At 71.0% G+C, this 21900-nt stretch carries 20 protein-coding genes and 1 pseudogene; 11 read left to right on the top strand and 10 right to left on the bottom strand.

Annotated elements, in window-relative coordinates:
- Nucleotide 1 precedes the first annotated feature (1 nt).
- The 3 genes and pseudogenes from AB0F81_RS03160 to AB0F81_RS03150 all read left to right on the top strand — a co-directional run.
- Nucleotides 2-772: a TIM barrel protein gene (locus AB0F81_RS03160; protein WP_360190068.1), complete on the top strand. Its 771-nt coding sequence runs from the start codon at nt 2-4 to the stop codon at nt 770-772.
- Nucleotides 769-1779, top strand: coding sequence for a sugar phosphate isomerase/epimerase family protein (locus AB0F81_RS03155; protein WP_360190065.1), 1011 nt, complete (start codon nt 769-771; stop codon nt 1777-1779). Before AB0F81_RS03160 ends, AB0F81_RS03155 begins: the two co-directional genes overlap by 4 nt.
- A 283-nt stretch (nt 1780-2062) precedes the next feature.
- Nucleotides 2063-3094: pseudogene (locus tag AB0F81_RS03150) on the top strand (ROK family protein); the annotation flags it as partial.
- On the opposite strand, the gene AB0F81_RS03145 reads toward AB0F81_RS03150, so the two are convergent.
- Nucleotides 3049-4422 (bottom strand): MFS transporter, encoded by a 1374-nt coding sequence (locus AB0F81_RS03145; RefSeq protein ID WP_360190062.1) that lies wholly within the window; start codon nt 4420-4422, stop codon nt 3049-3051. The pseudogene AB0F81_RS03150 and the gene AB0F81_RS03145 overlap by 46 nt on opposite strands.
- A 112-nt stretch (nt 4423-4534) precedes the next feature.
- Here AB0F81_RS03145 and AB0F81_RS03140 point away from each other — a divergent pair, with 112 nt between their 5' ends.
- The 4 genes from AB0F81_RS03140 (at nt 4535) to AB0F81_RS03125 (ending at nt 9761) form a co-directional block, all read left to right on the top strand.
- Entirely contained in the window at nt 4535-5470 is a 936-nt protein-coding gene (locus AB0F81_RS03140) for a LysR family transcriptional regulator (protein WP_360190059.1), read from the top strand.
- 117 nt (nt 5471-5587) lie between these two features.
- Complete coding sequence (locus AB0F81_RS03135; RefSeq protein WP_360190056.1) at nt 5588-8611, top strand: glycosyl hydrolase; 3024 nt, start codon at nt 5588-5590, stop codon at nt 8609-8611.
- A 71-nt stretch (nt 8612-8682) separates the two neighbouring features.
- Nucleotides 8683-9015, top strand: coding sequence for a PadR family transcriptional regulator (locus tag AB0F81_RS03130; protein WP_360190054.1), 333 nt, complete (start codon nt 8683-8685; stop codon nt 9013-9015).
- Nucleotides 9015-9761 (top strand): hypothetical protein, encoded by a 747-nt coding sequence (locus AB0F81_RS03125; RefSeq protein WP_360190051.1) that lies wholly within the window; start codon nt 9015-9017, stop codon nt 9759-9761. The genes AB0F81_RS03130 and AB0F81_RS03125 overlap by 1 nt, the downstream gene beginning before the upstream one ends.
- A gap of 45 nt (nt 9762-9806) precedes the next feature.
- Here the strand turns inward: AB0F81_RS03125 and infA are convergent, their stop codons facing one another.
- From infA to AB0F81_RS03110, 3 genes are all read right to left on the bottom strand, one after another.
- Complete coding sequence (gene infA, locus AB0F81_RS03120) at nt 9807-10019, bottom strand: translation initiation factor IF-1 (RefSeq protein ID WP_360190048.1); 213 nt, start codon at nt 10017-10019, stop codon at nt 9807-9809.
- Nucleotides 10019-10753, bottom strand: a complete 735-nt coding sequence (locus tag AB0F81_RS03115) for a GNAT family N-acetyltransferase (protein ID WP_360190045.1) — start codon at nt 10751-10753, stop codon at nt 10019-10021. The genes infA and AB0F81_RS03115 overlap by 1 nt, the downstream gene beginning before the upstream one ends.
- A 145-nt stretch (nt 10754-10898) precedes the next feature.
- Nucleotides 10899-11789 carry a helix-turn-helix transcriptional regulator gene (locus AB0F81_RS03110; protein WP_360190042.1) on the bottom strand — a complete coding sequence of 297 codons (891 nt, stop codon included), beginning with the start codon at nt 11787-11789 and terminating at the stop codon, nt 10899-10901.
- Nucleotides 11790-11911: 122 nt separating this feature from the next.
- On the opposite strand from AB0F81_RS03110, the gene AB0F81_RS03105 reads away from it, so the two are divergent.
- The gene (locus tag AB0F81_RS03105) at nt 11912-12898 is read left to right on the top strand and encodes an aldo/keto reductase (protein ID WP_360190040.1); all 987 of its coding nucleotides are present in this window, start codon (nt 11912-11914) and stop codon (nt 12896-12898) included.
- A 1-nt stretch (nt 12899) separates the two neighbouring features.
- On the opposite strand, the gene AB0F81_RS03100 is transcribed toward AB0F81_RS03105, so the two are convergent.
- From AB0F81_RS03100 to AB0F81_RS03090, 3 genes are all read right to left on the bottom strand, one after another.
- A complete protein-coding gene (locus AB0F81_RS03100; protein ID WP_360190037.1) occupies nt 12900-13256 on the bottom strand; it encodes a hypothetical protein in 357 nt (118 codons plus the stop codon).
- A 112-nt stretch (nt 13257-13368) separates the two neighbouring features.
- On the bottom strand, nt 13369-15045 hold the full coding sequence (locus tag AB0F81_RS03095; protein WP_360190034.1) for a ThuA domain-containing protein: 1677 nt from the start codon (nt 15043-15045) through the stop codon (nt 13369-13371).
- Nucleotides 15042-17831 carry a PQQ-dependent sugar dehydrogenase gene (locus tag AB0F81_RS03090; RefSeq protein ID WP_360190031.1) on the bottom strand — a complete coding sequence of 930 codons (2790 nt, stop codon included), beginning with the start codon at nt 17829-17831 and terminating at the stop codon, nt 15042-15044. The genes AB0F81_RS03095 and AB0F81_RS03090 overlap by 4 nt, the downstream gene beginning before the upstream one ends.
- Before the next feature lie 218 nt (nt 17832-18049).
- On the opposite strand from AB0F81_RS03090, the gene AB0F81_RS03085 reads away from it, so the two are divergent.
- Complete coding sequence (locus AB0F81_RS03085; RefSeq protein ID WP_360190028.1) at nt 18050-18931, top strand: bile acid:sodium symporter family protein; 882 nt, start codon at nt 18050-18052, stop codon at nt 18929-18931.
- Here the strand turns inward: AB0F81_RS03085 and AB0F81_RS03080 are convergent.
- Complete coding sequence (locus AB0F81_RS03080; protein WP_360190025.1) at nt 18909-19388, bottom strand: hypothetical protein; 480 nt, start codon at nt 19386-19388, stop codon at nt 18909-18911. The two genes, AB0F81_RS03085 and AB0F81_RS03080, sit on opposite strands and share 23 nt — an antisense overlap.
- Before the next feature lie 99 nt (nt 19389-19487).
- Between AB0F81_RS03080 and AB0F81_RS03075 the strand changes: the two genes are divergently transcribed.
- Nucleotides 19488-19961: a GNAT family N-acetyltransferase gene (locus AB0F81_RS03075; protein WP_360190022.1), complete on the top strand. Its 474-nt coding sequence runs from the start codon at nt 19488-19490 to the stop codon at nt 19959-19961.
- Nucleotides 19962-19968: 7 nt separating this feature from the next.
- On the opposite strand, the gene AB0F81_RS03070 is transcribed toward AB0F81_RS03075, so the two are convergent.
- Complete coding sequence (locus AB0F81_RS03070; RefSeq protein WP_360190019.1) at nt 19969-20529, bottom strand: hypothetical protein; 561 nt, start codon at nt 20527-20529, stop codon at nt 19969-19971.
- Nucleotides 20530-20615: 86 nt separating this feature from the next.
- Nucleotides 20616-21275 carry a lytic polysaccharide monooxygenase gene (locus AB0F81_RS03065; RefSeq protein WP_360190016.1) on the bottom strand — a complete coding sequence of 220 codons (660 nt, stop codon included), beginning with the start codon at nt 21273-21275 and terminating at the stop codon, nt 20616-20618.
- Between the two features lie 99 nt (nt 21276-21374).
- On the opposite strand from AB0F81_RS03065, the gene AB0F81_RS03060 reads away from it, so the two are divergent.
- A complete protein-coding gene (locus tag AB0F81_RS03060; RefSeq protein ID WP_360190014.1) occupies nt 21375-21839 on the top strand; it encodes an FAD-dependent oxidoreductase in 465 nt (154 codons plus the stop codon).
- Nucleotides 21840-21900: the final 61 nt, after the last annotated feature.

Raw genomic sequence — 21900 nt, 5'->3', positions numbered from 1 at the left:
CGTGTTCCAGCTCTCCCCCAACATCGAACTGCTGTTCACCGAGGCCGGCCCGGACGCCGCCGACCGGATCCGCGCCGCGGCCGCGGCCGGCTTCGACGCCGTCGAGATGTGGGGCACCCTCGACAAGGACATCACCGCGATCCGTACGGCGCTCGACGACACCGGCGTCACGATGACCTCGGTGATCGCCGAGCCGCGGACCAACTTCACGCTGCCCGGCACCGATCTGAAGCCGTTCTTCGACGGGCTGGACCGCGGGGTGGAGAACGCACGCCGGCTCGGCTGCCCGCGGATCGTCCTCGGCTCCGGCATCGGCTTCCCGGGCGCCAAACGGGCGCAGAACCTGGACAAGCTCGTCGAGGTGTTCCGGGAGGCGGTGAGCCGCACCGAGGGCTCCGGCGTCAAGCTCGTGCTGGAGCCGGTCAACACCCGCGTGGACCACCCGGGCGCGCTGCTGGACCGCACCGCGGAAGCCGTCGCCGTGGCCCGCGCGGTCGGCGCGGACTCGTTCGGCATCCTCTACGACCTTTATCACTCGGTCACCGAGGGCGAGGACCCGGCGGCCGTCCTGGCCGACGCCGGTGAGCTGGTCGACTACGTGCAGATCGCCGACGCGCCCGGCCGCGGCGAACCCGGCAGCGGCGCCCTGGACTGGGCGGCGCAGCTGCGTGTTCTTCGCGAATCTGGATATGACGGGCCGATCGGACTGGAGTACTTCCCCACCGTCGACACGGTCACGTCCGTTCGCCACATCCGGGAGAAGCTCGGATGACCGCCCGCCAACCCGTCACCCTGTTCACCGGCCAGTGGGCCGACCTGCCGTTCACCGAGGTGGCCCGGCTGGCCGCCGATTGGGGTTACGACGGCCTGGAGATCGCCGCCTCCGGCGACCACCTCGACCTGGAACGCGCCGAGGCCGATCCCGGCTATCTGCAGTCCCGGCTGGACATCCTCGACAAGTACGGCCTGCGCTGCTGGGCGATCTCCCACCACCTCACCGGCCAGGCCGTCTGCGACGACCCGATCGACTTCCGGCACCAGGCCATCCTGCGGCCCGGCACGTGGGGCGACGGCGACCCCGAGGGGGTACGGCAGCGCGCCGCCGAGGACATGAAGCGTGCCGCCCGGGTGGCCCGGCGTCTCGGTGCCGACGTCGTGGTCGGGTTCACCGGCTCGAAGATCTGGAAGTACGTCGCGATGTTCCCGCCGGTCCCGCAGTCGGTGATCGACGACGGTTACGAGGACTTCGCCCGGCGCTGGAACCCGATCCTCGACGTCTTCGACGCCGAGGGCGTGCGGTACGCCCACGAGGTCCACCCGTCGGAGATCGCCTACGACTACTGGACCTCGGTGCGCACCCTCGAAGCGATCGGCCGGCGCCCCGCGTTCGGCTTCAACTGGGACCCCTCGCACCTGATGTGGCAGGGCGTCGACACGGTCGGCTTCATCACCGACTTCGCCGACCGCATCTACCACGTCGACTGCAAGGACACCCGGATCCGCCCGGCCACCGGCCGCTCCGGCATCCTCGGCTCGCACCTGCCCTGGGGCGACCCGCGCCGCGGCTGGGACTTCGTGTCCACCGGCCACGGCGACGTCCCCTGGGAGGACGCGTTCCGGGCGCTGGCCGCCATCGGCTACACCGGCCCCATCTCGATCGAGTGGGAGGACGCCGGCATGGATCGCCTGCACGGGGCGGCCGAAGCGGTCGGGCGGGTCCGCTCGATGCTGTGGCCGCTGCCGTCGGCCGCCTTCGACGCCGCCTTCAGCAACCAGTGACGTCAGGCGGGATAGCCGACGTACGCGAAGGACCCCGAGCCGGGCCGGTCCCGTCCGGCCGGATCGGGCGATCTGCGCGTGCCCCGGCGCGGTCGAGAACCGCCCGGTGTTGGTAGATCCGACGGCCGTCCGGGTGGTATTCGGGGCCGTCGGCCGGCATGCTCCACAGCACCCCGTGACCGCTGAGCGGGCTGGATAGGCTGACGCCGTGGCAAGTGAACGGATCAATGGCCTGGCGGCCGTGCTCAGCGCGGTGCGGGCCGGCACCGGCGTCACCCAGCCGATGCTCGTCGACCAGGTCGGCCTGGGCCGCAGCGTCGTCGCCCAGCGGGTGTCCGAGCTGGAGGCGGCCGGCCTCATCGAGGGCGCCGGGCTCGGTCGCTCCTCCGGCGGCCGGGCGCCGCGGCGGCTGCGGCTGGCCGCTCAGCGAGGGCTGGTGCTGGGTGTGGACATCGCCACCACCGAACTCGTGGTCGGGCTCGCCGACCTGACCGGCGCCGTGCTCGCCACCCGCCAGCAGCCCATCGACGTGGCCGACGGACCCGAACCGGTGCTGTCGCTGGCCGAGAAACTCGCCGACGAGCTGCTCAGCACCCGCACCACCGAGGTGTGGGCGATCGGGGTGGGCGTGCCCGGGCCGGTCGAGTTCCGCACCGGCCTGCCGATCGTGCCGCCGACCATGCCCGGCTGGGACCGCTACCCGATCCGTGACCGGCTCACCGCCCGCTACCGCGCCCCGGTTTGGGTCGACAACGACGTCAACCTGATGGCTCTCGGTGAGCTGCGCTCGGACCCGGACGCAGCCGCCGCCGGACACCTGCTCTACGTCCGTATCGGCGTGGGCATCGGCGCCGCCATCGTCATGGACGGCAAGCTCTACCGGGGCGCCAACGGCTCGGCCGGCGACATCGGTCACGTCGCCATCCCGGAGGGCGGCACCCTTCTCTGCCGGTGCGGCAACCTCGGATGCCTGGAGGCCGTCGCCGGCGGGGCCGCCCTCGCCCGCGAGGGGCGCATGCTCGCCGAGTCCCGGCAGAGTCCCGCGCTCGCCGCGGTCCTCGCCCAGCACGAACAGATCCGGCCGTACGACGTGACGCAGGCCGCCGAACGGGGCGACTTCGCCGCCCGTGCCCTGCTGCAACGAACGTCCGCACTGCTCGGCAGCACACTGGCCACGCTGGTCAGCTTCTACAACCCGAACCTGCTGGTCATCGGCGGCGGTATCGCCCGGGCCAAGGCGCACGTGCTGGCCGCGCTCCGCGAGGCGATCTATCGCCGGGCGCTGCCCCTGTCGACCCAGGACCTGCGGATCGAGGTCTCCACGGTGCCGGAGGAGATCTCCGGCGTGACCGGTGCCGTGCATCTGGCACTGGACGAGATCTTCTCCTCCGCCAACCTGGAACGGTGGCTGGAGGCCGGCTCCCCCGTCGGGCTCCCGGCGGTTCCCTGACGATCACGTCCCAGCCTGCGCGGCAGCAGCAGCGGGCCGGCGAGGATGAGCACTCCGGCAACCATGATGGCCGTGCGCGGACCGGTGGCTTGCGCGAGCCATCCGGCAAGCGCGCTGAGCAGCGCGATGGCCGCGCTGCTGCCGATGGACCAGGCAGCGAGGGTACGGGCGACGCGCTCCCTCGGGGTGCGCTCCAGCCGGTACGTCGCGAGCACCGGGTTGTACAGGCTCATGCCGAGGACGATCGCCAGCTCGACCACGATCACCGTGGCGAGACCGGCGGGCCCGGGCTGGACGAGGGCGAGCCCGATCAGCCAGACCGCCCGCAGCGTGCCGACGGTTCGCAGGATGAGGTGCCGGCCGTAGCGGGCCACCGCGCGCGGGGCCAGGCGGGAACCGATCAGCCCGCCGGCGCAGGGCACAGCGAAGGCCAGGCCGTACTGCCAGGGCGGGAAGCCGAGCTCGCCGAGCATCAGCACGGCCAGCAGCGGCTCGGTGGCCATGATCAGCCCGCTGACCAGCAGCTGGTTGAGGTAGAGCCCGCGCAGCCCGGGATGGCCGAACAGGTGCCGCCAGCCGTCGAGCAGGTCACCGCCCCGCATCCGGCGTTCGCCGGTGCGCTGCGGGGGTTCCTCGTGGCCACCGATCGCGGTGAGGCTGAGCGCGGAGAGCAGATAGCTGACCGCGTCGGCCACCACGGTGACGACCGGGCCGAACACGCCGACGGCCGCCCCGCCCAGCGGCGGCCCGATCGCGATGGAACTCCACGTCGTCGATTCGAACCGGGCGTTCGCCACCAGCAGGTCGCCCGGCCGGACCAGGCTCTTCAGGTAGGCGCCGCCGGCCGCGCCGAACGCGATCCTGGCAGTGGCGACCACCGCCGAGACGGCCAGCAGCTGCCCGAAGCTGAGCCGTCCGAGGGCGTACGCGACGGGGATGCTCAGCAGGGCCGCGAACCGGGTCAGGTCCATCGCGATCATCACCGGCCGTTTGCGGTGGAACTCCACCCACGGCCCGAGCGGCAGGGCGATCAGCGCGCCGAGCGCCGGCCCGATCGCGGCCAGGGCGGCGACCTGGGCCGGGCCGGCGTCGAGCACCAGCACGGCGATCAGCGGCAGCGCGCCGAATCCGAACCCGGAACCGTAGGCGCTGATCGCGTACGCCGTCCAGAGCCATCGGAACTGCCGTCCCATCGCCACATCCCCTCGTTGACTGCCGAGATCGAAGCAGGGACGGTGAGCAGGAATCAAACAACGCGTACGGCGGCGAGCCACAACCGATGGTTGTGAATATAGGGTCGGGACCGTGGATCTCGACGCTGTCCGTACGTTCGTCGCCGCCGCCGACGGCGGCCAGTTCCAGGACGCCGCCACCGCCCTGTCGATCACCCAGCAGGCGGTGTCCAAGCGCATCGCCGCGCTGGAGAGGGATCTGGGCGTGCGACTGTTCACCCGCACCGCCCGGGGCGCCCAGCTCACCGTCGACGGCCAGGCTTTCCTGCCGCACGCCCGGGAACTGCTCCGGGCGGAGGCGCGCGCCGACGCCTCGGTGCGGCCCGGCCGGCGCGCTCTGCGCATCGACGTGCACAGCCGGCGCACCGCACCCGCGGTGCTGCTGCAGGACTTCCACCGGGCTCACCCGGGGATCGAGCTGGACGTGGTGACCCTGCTCGACGCCGACGTCCAGGCCGCCACCGCCGCCGTGGAGGCCGGGACGGTCGACGCCACCTTCCACGCGGTGACCGTTCCGGCTCACCGGTTGCCGAGCGCGATCAGGACCGCCCGGGTGATCGACGAGCACCACGACCTGCTGGTCGGGCCGCGCCACGCGCTCGCCAACGCCCGCACGGTCACGCCCGCACAGCTCGCCGGGCACCGTATCTGGATGCCCGGCATGGCCGCCGGCACCGAGTGGAGCGACTACTACGACGAGCTCGCCGCCGCGTTCGGCCTCACCATCGACCGGGTCGGCCCGGTCTTCGGCAACGAGGCGCTGCTGGCCGAGATCGCCGACTCCGCAGAGCTGGCCACGCTGGCCGGCGAGCGCACCCGGTACCTGTGGCCGGACAGCTGGGACCTGCGGCGCATCCCGGTCCGCGACCCGGCGCCGATCTACCCGATGTCCCTGATCTGGCGCGACGACAACCCGCATCCGGCGCTCGCCCAGCTGCGCGGCTACCTCAGCTCACGCCGGCCGCCGGATGACGGGGAGGGCACCTGGACTCCGCGGTGGGCCCGTTAATTCTTTGGAAACATTGACCGGCCTATCTGGCGACGGTTAGCCTCACGGCCGAGAGAGCGCTCTCACAACCCCCGTTCGCAGCGCCTGGCTCCGCCGTCCCCACCGGAGGCTTCGTTCATGAGTTCACCCGTCACGCCTGCCCGCAGGCGTACCCGATTGGCCGGTCTGGCCGCCGCGACCGTGGTCGCGGTCGGCTCCGGCGTGCTGGCCGTCTCGTTCTCGGGCACCGCCAGCGCCGGCACGATCGGCGCCGGCAGCTACACCGAGACCCTCCCGGCCGGCGCCAAACTCCCGTCGGGATGCGGATCGATCTCGACCAACCCGCGCGAGAACGTCACCGCCAACGCGCCCAAGGGCGCGGTGCCGACCAACGACTGGTGGTCGTCGCTGCTGTTCAAGAAGGGCGACGAGTGCAACTTCTCGCAGCCGCTCTACGGGCACCCGGCCGCCTACAAGCCGGTCGCCAGTGGCCTGGGCTTCTCCTACGAGCAGACCCCGGCGATCAGCGGCAGCCCGACCGGGCTGGGTGAGTACCACTACCCGTACGCACAGAAGGTCGTTGCCGGCGTCGCCGGCCTGAACGCGCCGAAGGCGCTGGTCGACAACTGGACCGACTGGACCGTCACGCCCTCGTGGAGCGACGGCGCGCGCACGCTGAAGGCCACCATCGGGCACGGCCTGCCGCTGACCTACTTCCAGGCGACCGGCGGCGACGCGCTGCTCACCGTGACCGGGCCGCCGACCGCCTGGTCGAACAGCGGCAACCGGCTCGGCTTCTCGATCGCCGGCCAGGACTACGTGGCGTGGGCGCCGGCCGGGGCGACCTGGAGCGCGAGCGGCAACACGTTCCGCTCGAACCTCGCCGGCAAGGGCTACTTCACCGTCGGCGTGCTGCCGACCACGTCGGCGACCAGCACCGCCGAGAAGATCGCGCTCGCCGACGCGTGGAACCAGTACGCGCACAACCACGTGACCGGCACCCGGGTCTCGTACTCCTACAACCAGGCGTCCGGCACGGTCAACACGACCTACGCGTTCACCACCACGGCGCGCGAGGGCAGCGGGTCGGGCACGGTCATGGCGCTCTACCCGCACCAGTGGCGGTATCTGACCGGCTCCAGCCCGGCGGCGCAGACGTACGTCTCGCCGCGCGGCCGGATGAAGATCGTGACCGGGACGCAGTTCCAGACCACGATGAAGTACACCGGGGTGCTGCCGGAGATCCCGGCGGTCGCGGACAACAGCGGCGCCGACCTGACCACGATCACGAACTACCTGAACGCCGAGCTGAACAACCCGGCCGACTTCCGCGGCGACGACACGTACTGGACCGGCAAGGGCCTCGGCCGGGCCGCCCGGATCGCGGAGATCGCCGACCAGCTGAACCTCACGGCCGTGCGGGACAAGGCGCTCAGCGTGATCAAGACGCGGCTCACCGACTGGTTCACCGCGTCGGCCGGCAAGACGTCGCGGGTGTTCTACTACGACAAGAACTGGGGCACCCTGATCGGCTACCCGGCGTCGTACGCCTCCGACGAGGACCTCAACGACCACCACTTCCACTACGGCTACTACGTGGCCGCGGCGGCGACGCTCGCCAAGTTCGACCCGGCGTGGGCGGCCGGCAGCCAGTACGGCGGCATGGTCGACCTGCTGATCCGCGACGCCAACAACTACGACCGCACCGACAGCCGGTTCCCGTACCTGCGGGACTTCGACATCTACGCCGGCCACGACTGGGCGTCCGGGCACGGCGCGTTCGGCGCGGGCAACAACCAGGAGTCGTCGTCGGAGGGGCAGAACTTCTCCAACGCGCTCATCCAGTGGGGTCAGGCCACCGGCAACACCACCGTGCGTGACGCCGGCATCTGGCTGCACACCACCCAGGCCGCGGCGATCAACGAGTACTGGTTCGACGTCACCGGCGAGAACTTCCCGTCGCAGTGGGGACACAACTACGCGGCGATCGTGTGGGGCTCGGGTGGCGCGTACGCCACCTGGTTCAGCGGCGAGCACGCGCTGATCGTCGGCATCAACATGCTGCCGATGACCGGCGGCCAGCTCTACCTGGGCGACCACCCACAGTCGGTGCGCGACACCTACGCCGAGCTGGTACGCAACAACGGCGGTGAACCGCAGCAGTGGCGCGACATGCACTGGCAGTTCCTCGCCCTCGGCGACCCGGACGCGGCGCTGTCCAAGTTCCGGGCCAGCGGCGGCAACTACACCTCCGAGGAGGGTGAGAGCAAGGCGCACACCTTCCACTGGATCCGCAACCTCGCGGCCCTGGGCACGATCGACAAGACGGTCACCGCGAACCACCCGCTGGCGAAGGTGTTCACGAAGAACGGCGTCAAGACGTACGTCGCCGCGAACATCACCAACAGCGCGCTCACGGTGACGTTCTCCGACGGCCGGGTGCTCACCGTCGCCGCGGGCAAGACCGCCACCACCGGCGGTCTGACCTGGAGCGGCGGCAACGCCAACGGCGGCGGGGTGGTCACCCCGCCGACCACGACGCCGCCGCCGTCGCCCACCACGCCGCCGCCGCCGAGCTGCACCACCGGGCCGCTGCTGTCGCAGGGCCGGCCGGCCACGGCGTCCTCGACCGAGGCGGACTACGTGGCGGGCAACGCGGTCGACGGCAACGCCGCCACCCGCTGGTCGAGCGCCTTCGCCGACCCGCAGTGGCTGCAGGTCGACCTCGGCTCGGTCCAGACGCTGAGCCGGGCCGAGCTGACCTGGGAGGCGGCGTTCGGCCGGGCGTACACCATCCAGACCTCGACCAACGGCACCACCTGGACCACCGCGGCCACCGTGACCACCGGTGACGGCGGAACGGACACGCTCGCCCTCTCGGGCAGCGGCCGCTACGTCCGGATGAACGGCACGGCGCGGGGCACGGCCTACGGTTACTCGCTGTTCGAGTTCAAGGTGTTCGGTGCCTGCGGCACCACGACGGCGCCGCCGACGACCTCACCCACCACGGCGCCGGCGGGCACCACGTGGGCGGTCAACACGGCGTACGCGGTCGGCACCGTGGTCACCTACAACGGGGCGCGTTACCAGTGCCGCCAGGCCCACACGTCGATCTCGGGCTGGGAGCCGCCCAACGTACTGTCGCTGTGGTTGCCGCTGTAAACCGCTGCGGATGACGGCCGGGAGCGCAAGCTCCCGGCCGTTGTTCTTGACACCCTATATAGAGTACGAGCATGCCGAGGATGACCCTGCAGGTGCGGCTCGTGCTCCAGGCCCTGGCCGAGGATCCCGGCCGGGAGCGCTACGGCCTGGAGATCGTCGATTGGACCGGGCTGATGCCCGGGACGATCTACCCGATCCTGGCCCGGCTCGAGCAGGCGGGCTGGCTGAGCAGCGAGTGGGAGACGGTGGACGAGAGCGCCGCCGGGCGGCCGCGCCGGCGCTACTACCGGCTCACCCCCGACGGTCTCACGGCCGCGGCTGCCGCAGCGACGACAGCGCCGCGTGCCGCCACCCGGCTGCGCCCGTCGCTCGGCCGGATCCTTCCCGGGGAGGCTTGGTCGTGATGAGGTTGCTGCGTGGTCTTCTGGCGCTCGCCGCGCTGATCCTGCCACCGGCCCACCGCCCGCGCTGGCGCGAGGAGGCCCTCGCCCTGCTGGCCGAGGTCCGCGGGGTCCGGCGCTGGTGGTTCGCTCTGGACACGGTCGTCAAGGTTCCCGTGCTGGCCCGGCAGTTCCGGGAGCCGGTCCCGCCGCCGGGCCGGTGGCTGTCCGTGCTGACCGGTCTCGGTCTGCTCGGCGCGTCGGGGGCGATCGCACTGGCGGTCCTGGCGCCGGCCGGGCTCCCCGAGGACGCCGCCGAGTTCCTGTTCCTGATGGCACCGTGCGCCATGGTGGGCGTCGTCGCCGTCCGGTCCTTCTGGACCGCCCGGTCCTACGGTGGCGGTCCCCTCGCCTACCTGATAGCCCTGCTGATCAGCGTCTTCGCGGGCACCGGACCGGTTGCCGCGGGCGCCCTGTCGGTGGCCACCGGCTTCCACGCCATCGCGGTGGCCGGCGCGTTCCTCCCGGGACTGTGGCTGATCACGGTCAGCGGCGCCGCCCTGCTGCGGCGAACGAGCCCACCGGCCCTGGCCCTCATGGGCGTACTGTGCGGCATCGGCCTGCTCGGCGTCCTGCTCGGCCTGCAACTGTGGCCGGCTTCCCCGCTCAACGGCCTCTCCGTGATCCTGCTGGTGCCCGCCTGGACCGTCTGGTCGGTGTGGACCGCGGCCCGGCTCATCCGGGCCCGCCCACAGCAGCGGCTGGTCTGACCGAGCCGGCCGGAAGCATCCTGCTCCCGGCCGGCGTCGTCCGCGTCAGTTCCGGTAACGGAAGAGGATCCGGCCGCGGGTCAGGTCATACGGACTGACCTCCACCAGCACCCGGTCCTCCGGCAGCACCTTGATGTAGTTCTTCCGCATCTTCCCGCTGATGTGCGCCAGCACCTTGTGCCCGTTCACGAGCTCGACCCGGAACGTGGCGTTGCGCAGGCACTCGACCACGGTGCCCTCGAACTGGATGCCGTCCATCAGCGCAGCACCAACTCGAGGTTGCTGCCGGCCCGGCGGGCGCCGGCGCCTTCGAACAGCGCCACCGCCGCCGCGTTGGACTGGTGCACGTCCGCGGACGCGGTCGCGATCCCGCGACGATGCGCGGACCGCAGCACCTCGGCCAGCAGGGCACGCGCGATGCCGCGACGACGCAGATCCTTGCGTACGGCGATCAGGCCGATCCGTGGCTGCCGGGGCAGGGGGGCCACCCGCACCAGCCCCACATAGTCGCCGGACCGTTCCGCCACGGTGAACGCCGCGGGATCCAGCAGCGGCCGGACCAGCACCTCGGCCGGCATGTTGTGCCAGCCGACGGTGGCCTCGACCTCGTCGCGGATGTCCTGGTCGAGCGCGCGGAGCCGGCCCTCGTCGGCCTCCCCCGCCGCGATGATCGTCACGCCCGCCGGTGGGGGCGCCGCGCCGGGTCCGGTGGGCACCACGTACTCCCACTCGCGCCGCCGTGGCGCGAAGCCGATCCGCTCCCAGCTGGTCAACAGGTCGAGGTCGGCCTCGTCGACGACCGTGTACAACGGCTTCGGCAGCTGCGTGAGCATGGCGCCGGCGAGCCGGTCGAAAGCCGTCTCCTGCCACGCGTCGATGCTCAGGAACAACCGCCCGTCGGGCCTGCGGGACGCCTCGCCGCGGCCGACCACCCGGTCGTCGCCCAGCGCGTGCCAGTGCCGCTCGGAGACCTGTGTGACAACAGAGTCCATAGATATCGCCTCTCGGAGTGCTTGTCTCAGCGCTCCCCGGCGACACCTACGTCAATCGCCCAACCGTGACGACGGGGGGAGAGCCCACATCGGAACAACGTTCACGGGACTCACCTCCTCCAGCAGTGCCACGGCCGGCCAAAGCTTACCCCGGGTGCGTGCCGTCGGTGGGCGCGGCCTGCGGCCGGTCAGCGGTGGCTGCCCAGCTGGCCAGCAGAGTGAGGGCGTCCGCGCTGGGCGAGCCGGGCTCGGCGGTGTAGGCGAGCATGGTCAGCCCCTCGTCCGCGATCAGTTCCATCGCCTCGTACTGCAGGTCCAGCTCGCCGACGACCGGATGGCGCAGCCGCTTGCCACCGGTGCGGTGGAACTTGACGTGGTGCGCGGCCCACCGGACGCGGAAGTCCTCGCTGCGGGTCGACAGCTCCCCGATCAGGGCGGTGAGGTCCCGGTCGTAGGGGTGGCGGCCGGCTTGCGCGCGCAGGATGGCGACGATGTCACCGGCGGTACGGTCCCAGTCGGCGTAGAAGTCGCGGGACGCCGGGTCCAGGAAGGTGAAACGGGCAGTATTCGCCGGCCGCGCGGGGCTGTCGAACACCGGCGCGTACAGCGCACGGCCGAGCGCGTTGGCGGCGAGCAGGTCGAGGCGGCCGTTACGGACCCACGCGGGGATGGCGACCATGCTGTCGAGGATGCGCTGCACCGCGGGCCGGACGCGCCGCCCGCCGGCCGGGCGGCGCCGGGTGGCCGGGGAGGCGTTGGCGGTGCGGGCCAGGTCGAACAGGTGGGCGTGCTCGGCGTCGTCCAGCTGCAGGGCCCGGGCCAGCGACTCGAGCACACCGTCCGAGACGCCGGCGAGGTTGCCGCGCTCCAGCCGGGTGTAGTAGTCGACGCTGACACCGGCGAGCATGGCGACCTCCTCGCGGCGCAGCCCGACGACGCGCCGGGTGCCGCCGAACACCGGCAGCCCGGCCTGCTCCGGGGTCAGTCGCGCGCGCCGGGTGGTGAGGAAGTCGCGGATCTCGCTGCGGTGGTCCATGCCCCCGACGGTAGGCCCCGGCCCAGCGGCTTGGGAGGGTCTGCCAGTACCGGGCACGGCAGAAACTGCCACACCGGTACCGGCCCCGCCTATCGTCGTGGCACCTCACGAAGGGAGTCGTCGTGCAGAAACGCATCCTCGGTCAGGGACTGGAGGTCTCCGCGCTCGGGTTCGGTGCCATGGGCATGAGCCAGAGCTACGGGCCCGGACCGGACCGCGCCGCCAACATCGCCCTGCTGCGCGCCGCGGTGGACCGCGGCGTCACCTTCTTCGACACCGCCGAGGTGTACGGGCCGTTCGTCAACGAGGAACTCGTCGGCGAGGCGCTGCAACCGGTGCGGGACCGGGTCGTCATCGCCACCAAGTTCGGGTTCGCGTTCGGCGCCGACGGCAAGCAGGCCGGCCTGTCCAGCCGCCCCGAACACATCAGGCAGGTCGCCGACGCGTCGCTCCGGCGGCTGCGCACCGACCGGATCGACCTGTTCTACCAGCACCGCGTCAACCCCGACGTGCCGATCGAGGAGGTCGCCGGCGCGGTCCGGGAGCTGATCGAGGCCGGCAAGGTGAAGCATTTCGGCATGTCGGAGGCGGCCGCGGCCACCGTGCGGCGCGCGCACGCCGTGCAGCCGGTGACCGCCCTGCAGAACGAGTACTCGCTGTGGTGGCGCCGGCCGGAGGCCGAGATCATCCCGATGTGCGAGGAGCTCGGCATCGGGCTGGTGCCGTACAGCCCGCTCGGCAAGGGCTTCCTCACCGGGAAGATCGACCAGAACACGGCGTTCGCGGAGGGCGACATCCGTACGCTCATCCCCCGCTTCGACGCCGAGGCGCGGCGCGCCAACCAGGCCCTGGTGGACCTGCTGGCGGTAATCGCCGCGCGCAACAACGCCACCGTCGCCCAGATCGCGCTGGCCTGGCTGCTCGCCCAGAAGCCGTGGATCGTCCCGATTCCCGGCACCCGCCGCCTGGAGCGCCTCGAGGAGAACCTCGGCGCGGCCGGCGTCGACCTGACGGCCGGCGACCTGCGGGAGATCGAGGCCGCCGCCGCCAGCATCGAGGTGCGGGGCGAGCGCTACCCCGACCACATGGAACGCCTGACCAACCGGTAGCTCACCGCGGCACGTCGAAGCCGGTCTCGTTGACCCGGCGGAACCGGCCGTCCTCGGCATACTCGCCGAACACGTAGATCTCCCGGTGCAGCGTCGTGCCGTCGGTCAGCGTGGCCTCGTAGAGGTGCCGCTCCGCATACCGGTTGCCGTCGATGTGCTCGTCGAGCACGGTCACGCCGCCGCTGACGATCTGTGACTGGAGACCGGCGACCATCGCGCCGAAGGCCGCCCGGTCCTTCACCACACCGTCCGAACGCCACTCCAGGTCCGGCGCGTAATACCGGTCGAGGGCCACCTCCACCGGCTCCCGCGGCGCGAACGCCAGATCGTTGACGGCGTCCCTGATGTGCACCACCATCGTCTGTCCCCTTCCCGATGTTGCGATCAATCAGTTCGACGCCTGCGGCCGGCGATAGTTCAGCGACCCCGGCCGCAAGGGGTTGCGGCCGGGGTCGTGGTGGGGAACGGAATCAGGCTGGGAGGGTCCATTTCTGGTTGGCGCCGGTGTGGCAGTCCCAGATGTGGATCTGCTGGCCGTCGGCGGAGCTGTTCTGGCTGACGTCCAGGCAGCGGCCCGACTGCGGGTTGCGGATCGTGCCGTCGGCCTGCGGCGCCCAGTTCTGCGCGCCGGTACCGTTGCAGGTCCAGAGCTGGACCTTCGTGCCGTTGGCGGTCGCGCCACCGGCGACGTCGAGGCACTTGCCGAGGGCGCGGAACGTGCTGCCCTGCCGGGTCCAGTTCTGGGCGCCGCTGCCGTTGCAGGTCCACAGCTGGATCTTCGTGCCGTCGGCGGTGGCCGCGCCGGAGACGTCCAGGCACTTGCCGGCCAGGCCCTTGATCGGGCCGGACGCGGCCGGGCCGCCGAGCTCCTTGATCCGGATGTTGCGGAAGGACGCCTCGTCGCCGTCGCCGTGGTTCTGGATGCCGATGTGACCGGCCAGTGAGCGCGCCGGGTCGGTGTTGGTGAAGTCGTTGATCTGCACGCCGTTGAGGTAGACCCGCAGCCGCTCCCCCTCGACCAGCAGCTCGTAGGTGTTCCACGCGCCCGGCGGGTTCAGCGCGGCGTCGCGCGCCGCCAGGTCCGCGGACTTGAACCCGTAGACCGCGCCGGTGGTGCGATCGGCGGCGTCGGTGGCGTCGATCTGCACCTCGTAACCGTTGTTCACCGCCGACCACGGGTCGCTCGACGGCGGGAAGCCGAGGAACACCCCGGTGTTGTCGTCGCCGGCGAGCCGCCAGTCCAGCTTCAGCGAGTAGCTGGTGAACTGCTTCGCGCTGTACCAGAACAGGCCCATCCCGCCGGTCGAGGTGAGCGTGGCGTCAGCGTTGGTGAACCCGCCCGGACCGGCCTGCGACCAGCCGGCGGTCGAGCCGCTGTAGAGCGGGGTGTAGCCGGCCTCCGGCCGGCAGTCGGCCTTGGCCTGGCCGGCCGCGTACCGGATGCCGCCGAGCAGGTGGGCGCGGAAGGCGGCTTCGGCGTACGACGCCACGGTGTGCCCGCCCCCGGTGTAGAAGGAGCGGCCGCCCTGGTACGTCTTGCACCACGCGTGCGGGTGGTCGGCGCCCATCGTGCCGCCGGAGTAGGACGACTCGTCCAGGGTGGCCAGCACGTGCGCGGTGGAGCGGGCGTTGGTGCGGTAGTCGTACCACTCGTCGGTGCGGTTCCAGACCTGCGGCAGGTGCGCGGTGGCCGGGTGCGCCCGGTCCTCGACCTTGACGTTCGCGGGCTGGATCGCCGGGTGCGAGGCGAACCAGGCGCCGACCAGTTCGCCGTAGAACGGCCAGTCGTACTCGGTGTCGGCGGCGGCGTGCACCCCGACGAAACCGCGCCCGGAGCGGATCCAGCCCTCGAAGGCGGTCTGTTGGGCCGCGTTCAGCACGTCACCGGTCGTGTTCAGGAAGATCACTGTTTCGTACGGGGAAAGCCCGGCCGCCGTGAACACGGCCGGGTCCTCGGTGGCCGTGACCGTGAACCCGTTGGCCGCGCCCAGCTCGCGCACCGCCTGGGTGCCGGCCGCGATGGAGTCGTGCCGGAACCCGGCCGTGCGGGAGAAGACCAGCACGTCATAGGGGGTGTCGGCCTGCGCCACCGTGGGCGTGCCCAGCGTCGCCGCGATCATGGCGAGGATCAGGAGGGTCCTTCTCATGAGAGCACCCACTTCTGGTTGGCTCCGGTGTGACAGTCCCAGATGTGGATCTGCTGGCCGTCCACGGAGCTGTTCTGGCTGACGTCGAGGCAGCGGCCCGACTGCGGGTTGCGGATCGTGCCGTCGGCCTGCGGCGCCCAGTTCTGTGCGGCGGTGCCGTTGCAGGTGTAGAGCTGCACCTTCGTGCCGTTGGCGGTGCCGCCTCCGGCGATGTCGAGACACTTACCCAGCGCGCGGAACGTCTGACCCTGCCGGGCCCAGAACTGGGCTGCCGTGTTGTTGCAGGTCCACAGCTGCACCTTCGTACCGTCGGCGCCGGCGCCTCCGGAGATGTCGAGGCACTTGCCGGCCAGGCCGGTGATCGGGCCGGCGGTCTGGGTGTTGAGGGTGAAGGCGTCCACGTCGAAGAGGGCGCCGGTGCCGCCGGCGAAGGTGAGGTACAGCGTGGTGGTTCCGGCCGGCGCGCCGCTCACCGTGCCGCTGACGTTGGTGAAGGTCTCCCAGCCACCGGTCACCGGTACGGTGGCCGACCCGAGAACCGTCCCGGTCGCCGAGCCGGCCCGGATCTGCAGCGTCCCGCCGACTCCCGCCGAGGAGACCCGGGCGGTGAAGGACGTGACGTTGCCCAGCTGGTAGGGGTTGAAGGCGATCCAGTCGCCGTTGTGGATGTCGCCGACCGTCTTGCCACCCTCGGCCGGCGTCTTGGTGAACGTGTTGATCCCGGACGAGGTCGCGAAGTGCTCGGCCTGCCGGTGCTTCGGCTGCAGGATGTGCTGCTTGTGGGTGGTGAGCCCGGCCGCGTCGGTGTACTCGGCGTCGAAGACCGCGAAGATGTTCGCCGCCTCGTCGTGTTCGCCGTCGACCGGGATGGTGATGACACCGGTGCAGCCGTTCACCGAGGTGATCTGGTGGCCGTGGCTGTCGTGGCCCAGCACGTAGGTCATCTTGGCGCGGGCACAGTTGACCGTGCCGTCCTCCGGGTCGCTCGGGGTGAACGTGAACGGCACGCTGTCCCCGTACGAGAAGAGCTGTCCGTTGCCGGGCGTGCCGATGCTGATGGCCGGCGCGGTGTTGCCGACGCCGATGGGCACGCTCGCCGTGCCGGACGCGCCCTGCGGGTCGGTGACCGTGAGGGTCGCGGTGTACGTGCCGTTCGCGGTGTAGGTCTTGGTCGGGTTGGCCGCGGTCGAGGTGGTGCCGTCGCCGAAGTTCCACGAGTAGGTCAGCGCCCCACCTTCCGGATCCGAGGATCCGGCGGAGGAGAACGTGACGGTCAGCGGCGCCTGCCCGGTCGTCGGGGTGGCCGCGGCGACCGCGGTCGGCGCCCGGTTGCCGCCGCCGACGTAGTCGTAGCGGTAGAGCGCCGAGTTGGCGTCGCCGTTGAAGTAGCCGGTGCCGTAGTCCAGCACGTAGAGCGAGCCGTCCGGCCCGAACGCCATGTCCATCACCTGTTTGCCGTTCCAGGTGAAGTCGGAGATCGCGCCGACCGAGCCGTCGGTGCCGACGTGGATCGGCTTGATCCAGCCCCGGCCGAGCTCACCGGCGAAGAAGTGCCCGTCGAGCGACTGCGGGAACTTGGTGGCCGACGGGTTGGCGGCGTTGTAGCGGTAGACCGGTCCGGCCATCGGCGATTCGGAGCCGCCGCCGAACTCGGGTGGGCTGCCGGCGTCCCCGGCGTAGCGGATCCAGGCCGGCCGGGCCGGCGGCAGGGTGGCCTGCCCGGTGTTGCGGAACGAGTTGTTGGTCGCCCCGCCGGTGCAGTTGTACTTGGCGCCGGTGGTGCCGGTGGCGAAGTTCCACTCGTTGTAGGTCTCGGTGGTGGTGTTCGTCCCGGTGCAGTACGGCCAGCCGTAGTTGCCCGGGCTGGTGATCCGGTTGAACTCGACCTGCCCGCTGGGCCCGCGGTTCGGGTCGGTGGAGCCCGCGTCCGGGCCGTAGTCGCCGAGGTAGACCACGCCGGTGGCCTTGTCGACGCTCATCCGGAACGGGTTGCGGAAGCCCATCGCGTAGATCTCCGGGCGGGTGTTCGCGGTCCCCGCCGGGAACAGGTTGCCGCTCGGGATCGAGTACGACCCGTTCGCGTTCACCTTGATCCGCAGCAGCTTGCCGCGCAGGTCGTTGGTGTTCGCCGAGGTGCGCTGCGCGTCGTAGGCGGGGTTGCGGTTGGTGCGCTCGTCCAGCGGCGAGTAGCCGGCCGAGTCGAACGGGTTGCTGTCGTCTCCGGTGGAGAGGTAGAGGTTGCCGGCCGCGTCGAAGTCGATGTCGCCGCCGACGTGGCAGCAGATCCCCCGGGTGGCCGGGACGTCCAGCACGGTGACCGCGCTCGCGGTGTTCAGCGTGAAGTCGGCGTTGAGGGTGAACCGGGACAGCCGGTTGACGCCGTTCCACGCGGAGAAGTCGGTGCCGGTGGTGGGCGCGTCGCCGGCCGGGGTGGACAGCGGCGGCGCGTAGTAGAGGTAGATCTGCCGGTTGGTGGCGAAGCCGGGGTCGACGCCGACGCCCTGCAGGCCCTCTTCGTCGTGGGTGTAGACCGGCAGCGTGCCGATCACGGTGGTGTTGCCGGCGGCGTCGGTGCGCCGCAGCGTGCCGTTGCGGGCGGTGTGCAGCACGGACCGGTCCGGCAGCACCGCGATGGCCATCGGCTCGCCGACCTCGGCCACGCCCTTGGCGAGGGTGACCTGCTGGAAGTCGGTGGGATCGACGGGATGGGCGAGGGCCGGCCGGGGCACGGCCAGGATCAGTGAAGCGGCGAGGAGCAGCGACCCGAGGACGGGTTTCAGGGGCATGGCAGGTCCACTTTTCGTGACGGTTGCCAGGTGCGGGGACCTGCGCCGACTCACCGGCCTGGCGGGGGAAGCGGGACCGAGGGAGGGTCTCGCGGTAGCCCAGACGTTAATGACTTTCGATGAACGTGTCCATAGTTCCATCGACATCGACGAAAGTTCCGGAACCTGGCTGAAATGAGGATTCCTCGCGTCTGTGACGTGGGGCACAATCCTGCGCCATGGACTCGCCAATGACGGCTGTCGGGCTGCCTGTCGCGCTCGGCATCATCATGCTCGGCCTCGGTCTCGGACTGACCGTCGCCGACTTCCGCCGCGTCGTGAGCTACCCGCGACCGGCTCTGATCGCGCTCGCCTGCCAGGCGCTGCTGCTTCCCGCGCTCTGCTTCGGGCTCGTCGTCGCCCTGGACCTGCGACCCGAACTGGCGGTCGGCATGATGCTGCTCGCCGCCTCACCCGGCGGCACCACCGCCAACCTGTACAGCCATCTGTTCGGCGGGCACGTGGCGCTCAACGTCACCCTCACCGCGGTCAACTCGGTGCTCGCGGTCGTCACCCTGCCGGTGATCGTGAACCTCTCGGCCGCGCACTTCCTGCCCGGCGCCGGATCCCTCGGCCTGCAGTTCGACAAGGTGCTGCAGGTCTTCGCCATCGTGCTGGTGCCGGTCGCCATCGGCATGGCGCTGCGCGCCCGTTTCCCCGAGCTCGCCGGGCGCCTGGCCCGGCCGGTCAAGATCCTGTCGGTCGTCGTGCTGGTCGCGGTCATCGCCGGCACGATCATCAAGGAACGTGACAACGTCGCCGACTACGTCGTCGCCATCGGCGTCGCCGTCCTCATCTTCAACATCATCAGCCTCGCCATCGGGTACGGCGCGCCGCGCCTGGCCGGGGTCGGCCGGCGCGAGTCCATCGCCGCCGGCATGGAGATCGGCATCCACAACAGCACCCTGGCGATCACCATCGCCGTCAGCCCCACTCTGCTGAACAGCACCGAGATGGCCATCCCGGCCGCCGTCTACGGCATCGTCATGTTCTTCACCGCCGCGGCCTTCGGCTTCCTGGTCACCCGGCGGGCGCCGGTCAGCGCGGAGTCAGTTCCGTGAGCCTCGACATGAGCTGCCGCAACTCCTCCCGGAAGTTCTTGCGGCACTCCTCGACGATGGCGACCTGAATACCGGCGGGCAGGTCGGCCCGGTGCTCCTGGGTGAGCCGGCACGAGCCGGGCCCGAGCGGCTCGATGGTGAGCACGCTGAGGTTGGGCACGGCGGACACCAGGCTGCGCGTCACGGCGCGCCGCCCGGGCTCGAACTCGACCACCTCGATGAGGCTGGCCTGCCGCCGGCCGTCCGGCAGCCGATGGAGGAACACCTGGATCTCCCCGAGACCGTAACTGGTGCCCGGCAGCGTGAGGCCGACCTCGGTGTGCTCGCCGAGCTCCACGCTGGAGGCCGGGTTCCACATGTAGGACCACATCGCCGCGGCGTCCCACCGGAGCTCCACGGTCGCCGACTCGCTGACCTGGATGGGTTTGGCCGTCGTCCGCACGAGTTTCACAGGCATCCGCGCATGATCTCAAACACGTCGATGTCCCGTCCGGCCGCCCGGCGTGGTGGGATGCGAGGGACAGTGGCCTTTGTCGCGTAACGGGGGTAACGACCAGTGGCAGATCCGACCGACCAGCGCACGGAGATTCGCATCGACCGGGGCGGCCTCGCCGACCTCGATGCCATCACCGCGCTCTTCCAGGGCTACCTCGCCTTCTACGAGGCGCCCGGGGACCACTCCGACGCGCGCGCGTTCCTGAGCGAGCGGCTCACCCGCGGGGAGTCGATCGTCTTCCTGGCACGTGTCGACGGCGCCGCGGCCGGCCTCGCCCAGATCTACCCCACCTTCAGCTCGGTCAGCCGCGCCCCGGTGTGGACGCTCAACGACCTCTACGTGGACGCGGAGTTCCGCCGCTTCGGGATCGGCCGCGCCCTCATCCGGGCGGTCGCCGAACAGGCGCGCAAGGCCGGGGCGATCCGGGTCGAGCTGTCCACCGACGAGACCAACAGGTCGGCGCAGGCGCTGTACGAGGACGAGGGTTTCGTGACCGGCCAGCCGGTTCGCCACTACACCAAAGACCTGGGCTGAGCCGGGCTCACAACCCGGCCGCGTCGTCGTACCGGCTGCGCAGATCAGCCATCTCGGCGTCGGACAGCGCCTCCTTCTGGGCCAGCTCCGCGTACTTCTCCGGGAACATCTGCCGCAGCCGGTCGATGTACTTGACCTCGGCGGTCGCCTCCACCACCTGGATGCCCACGGGCTCGGTGGTCAGGTCCAGGATCACCGGGCCGGCCAGCTTGACCGCCACGTCCCACGGGCGTTTCTGCTCGGCGACGCCGCACAGGTGGAAGCCGTAGACCGTGCGTACCCCGGCGAGCGTGGTCGCCTCGGCGGGCTCGTGGCCGTAGACGTAGACCCCGCAGATCACCGGGGGCTTCGCCTGCTCACCGCCGGCCGCCGCCTGGGCCTGATGCCCGGCGTGGTGGTGCTGTCCCGGGTCCGCCTGCTCCAGCGTGGTCCGCATGCGGGCCATGATCGACCCCCGCAGATCCGCCGGCTTGGCTTCCGGCCCGTCCGGCTTGTCCAGGACGACGACCGCGGCCGTCACCGCGAGCAGGACCGCTGCCACCCCGGCGTAACGGTATCGGTTGTTCATGATCGCTGCCTCACCTCGTTGCCGTTCCGGGTCGCACCGCCCCGGCCCAGGACGCCGGCTGACGTCCTGGGCCGAAGCCGTGCCGATCAGGCGAAGGTCACGTCGCTGCACCACATGTAGGCCTGGTCCAGGTGCGAGGCCTGCCAGATGACGAACACGATGTGGTGCCCGGTGTAACCCGAGGTGTTGACGTTGAACGAGATGTTCTGCGCCGGCGCGTACCGGCCGGTCTGCGTGATGAAGTCGAGGTTGCCCCAGCCGAGTTTCTGCGTGGCCGGGTTGAACCCCTGCTTGCTGACGTAGACGCGGAAGTAGTCCGCGCCGTGACTGGCCTGGTCGTACAGCCGCACGGTGAAGTTACGGCTGATCGTGGTGGTCTTCCAGGCGCCGGGCTGGTTGAGGCTGTCGTTGCGGGTGAGCCCGTTGCTGCACAGCTGCCCGTCCGGGGTCCGGGCCTGGAACTGACCACCGAGGCCGTCCCGCAGCGCGCTCATCCAGTTCCACATGGTGTCCGGGTTGGCCTGGAAGGCCCGGTAGCACATCGGATCCTGCGTCTGCATGGCCGGATTCATGTGCTGGCTGCCCCAGGTCTGCCAGCACTGATAAGCGCGGGTAGCCGGGCTGACGATGGTGCCGTGCGCCTGGGCGGCGCCGGACCACGGCAGCAAGCTGACCATCGTGGCGAGCACCACGATCAGGATCTGGACAGGCTTGCGGCCGGATCGCTGGGACTCGTGTGGGGGCACGGTTCGTCCTCCGTTCTTCGGCGTTCGGGGTATGGGAGCGCTCCCGGGGTTAGCATCACACCAATGCGTCCAGATATCAACCGATGTCTATCGAGGCCGGTGGTTGTGGCCGGAGCCGGGATCGTCGGCGCCTGCGTCGCCTACGAGTCCGCCCGCGCCGGTCTGCCGGTCGTTCTCCTCGACCGCGGCGACCGCGTCCCACCGGCGACATCCCGCTCGTTCGGCTGGCTCGGCGGCACCAGCGGCGGCGACTGGCCCGGCGCCTCCGAGGACCTGCGCCCTTTCGTGCTCGCCGACCACCACCGGCTCGCCGCCGAGGTGCCGGGGATCGCACACCGCTGGACCGGGTCCCTCTCCTGGCCGTCGCCGGCCACCGCCGCGCCCGGCCAGCACCTGATCGACCGGGCGGCGGTGGCCTCGATGGAACCGCACCTGCGCGACGTACCGGACTCGGCCCTGCACATCCCCACCGACGGCGGCCTCGACCCGCTGACCGCCGTCCCCGCGCTCATCCGGGCTGCTCAGGCGCTGGGCGGTTCAGGACCTTGGCGATCTTCGTCGTGATCGCGGTCGTCCTGCTGTTCCTGTTGCCGGTGCACGAGACCGATAACGAGACCTGGGTGAA

The organism is Actinoplanes sp. NPDC024001, from assembly GCF_040638955.1.
Lineage (GTDB): Bacteria > Actinomycetota > Actinomycetes > Mycobacteriales > Micromonosporaceae > Actinoplanes.
This window is presented reverse-complemented; position numbering and strand designations above follow the sequence as displayed.

Excerpts from the sequence above, each read along its gene's own strand:
- AB0F81_RS03145 (WP_360190062.1), bottom strand. The coding sequence starts at position 4,422 with ATGGGACGGCAGTTCCGATGGCTCTGGACGGCGTACGCGATCAGCGCC.
- AB0F81_RS03100 (WP_360190037.1), bottom strand. The coding sequence starts at position 13,256 with ATGGTGGTGCACATCAGGGACGCCGTCAACGATCTGGCGTTCGCGCCG.
- AB0F81_RS03085 (WP_360190028.1), top strand. The coding sequence starts at position 18,050 with ATGGACTCGCCAATGACGGCTGTCGGGCTGCCTGTCGCGCTCGGCATC.
- infA (WP_360190048.1), bottom strand. The coding sequence starts at position 10,019 with ATGGACGGCATCCAGTTCGAGGGCACCGTGGTCGAGTGCCTGCGCAAC.
- AB0F81_RS03155 (WP_360190065.1), top strand. The coding sequence starts at position 769 with ATGACCGCCCGCCAACCCGTCACCCTGTTCACCGGCCAGTGGGCCGAC.
- AB0F81_RS03135 (WP_360190056.1), top strand. The coding sequence starts at position 5,588 with ATGAGTTCACCCGTCACGCCTGCCCGCAGGCGTACCCGATTGGCCGGT.
- AB0F81_RS03070 (WP_360190019.1), bottom strand. The coding sequence starts at position 20,529 with ATGAACAACCGATACCGTTACGCCGGGGTGGCAGCGGTCCTGCTCGCG.
- AB0F81_RS03125 (WP_360190051.1), top strand. The coding sequence starts at position 9,015 with ATGAGGTTGCTGCGTGGTCTTCTGGCGCTCGCCGCGCTGATCCTGCCA.
- AB0F81_RS03090 (WP_360190031.1), bottom strand. The coding sequence starts at position 17,831 with ATGCCCCTGAAACCCGTCCTCGGGTCGCTGCTCCTCGCCGCTTCACTG.
- AB0F81_RS03110 (WP_360190042.1), bottom strand. The coding sequence starts at position 11,789 with ATGGACCACCGCAGCGAGATCCGCGACTTCCTCACCACCCGGCGCGCG.
- AB0F81_RS03095 (WP_360190034.1), bottom strand. The coding sequence starts at position 15,045 with ATGAGAAGGACCCTCCTGATCCTCGCCATGATCGCGGCGACGCTGGGC.
- AB0F81_RS03115 (WP_360190045.1), bottom strand. The coding sequence starts at position 10,753 with ATGGACTCTGTTGTCACACAGGTCTCCGAGCGGCACTGGCACGCGCTG.
- AB0F81_RS03130 (WP_360190054.1), top strand. The coding sequence starts at position 8,683 with ATGCCGAGGATGACCCTGCAGGTGCGGCTCGTGCTCCAGGCCCTGGCC.
- AB0F81_RS03080 (WP_360190025.1), bottom strand. The coding sequence starts at position 19,388 with ATGCCTGTGAAACTCGTGCGGACGACGGCCAAACCCATCCAGGTCAGC.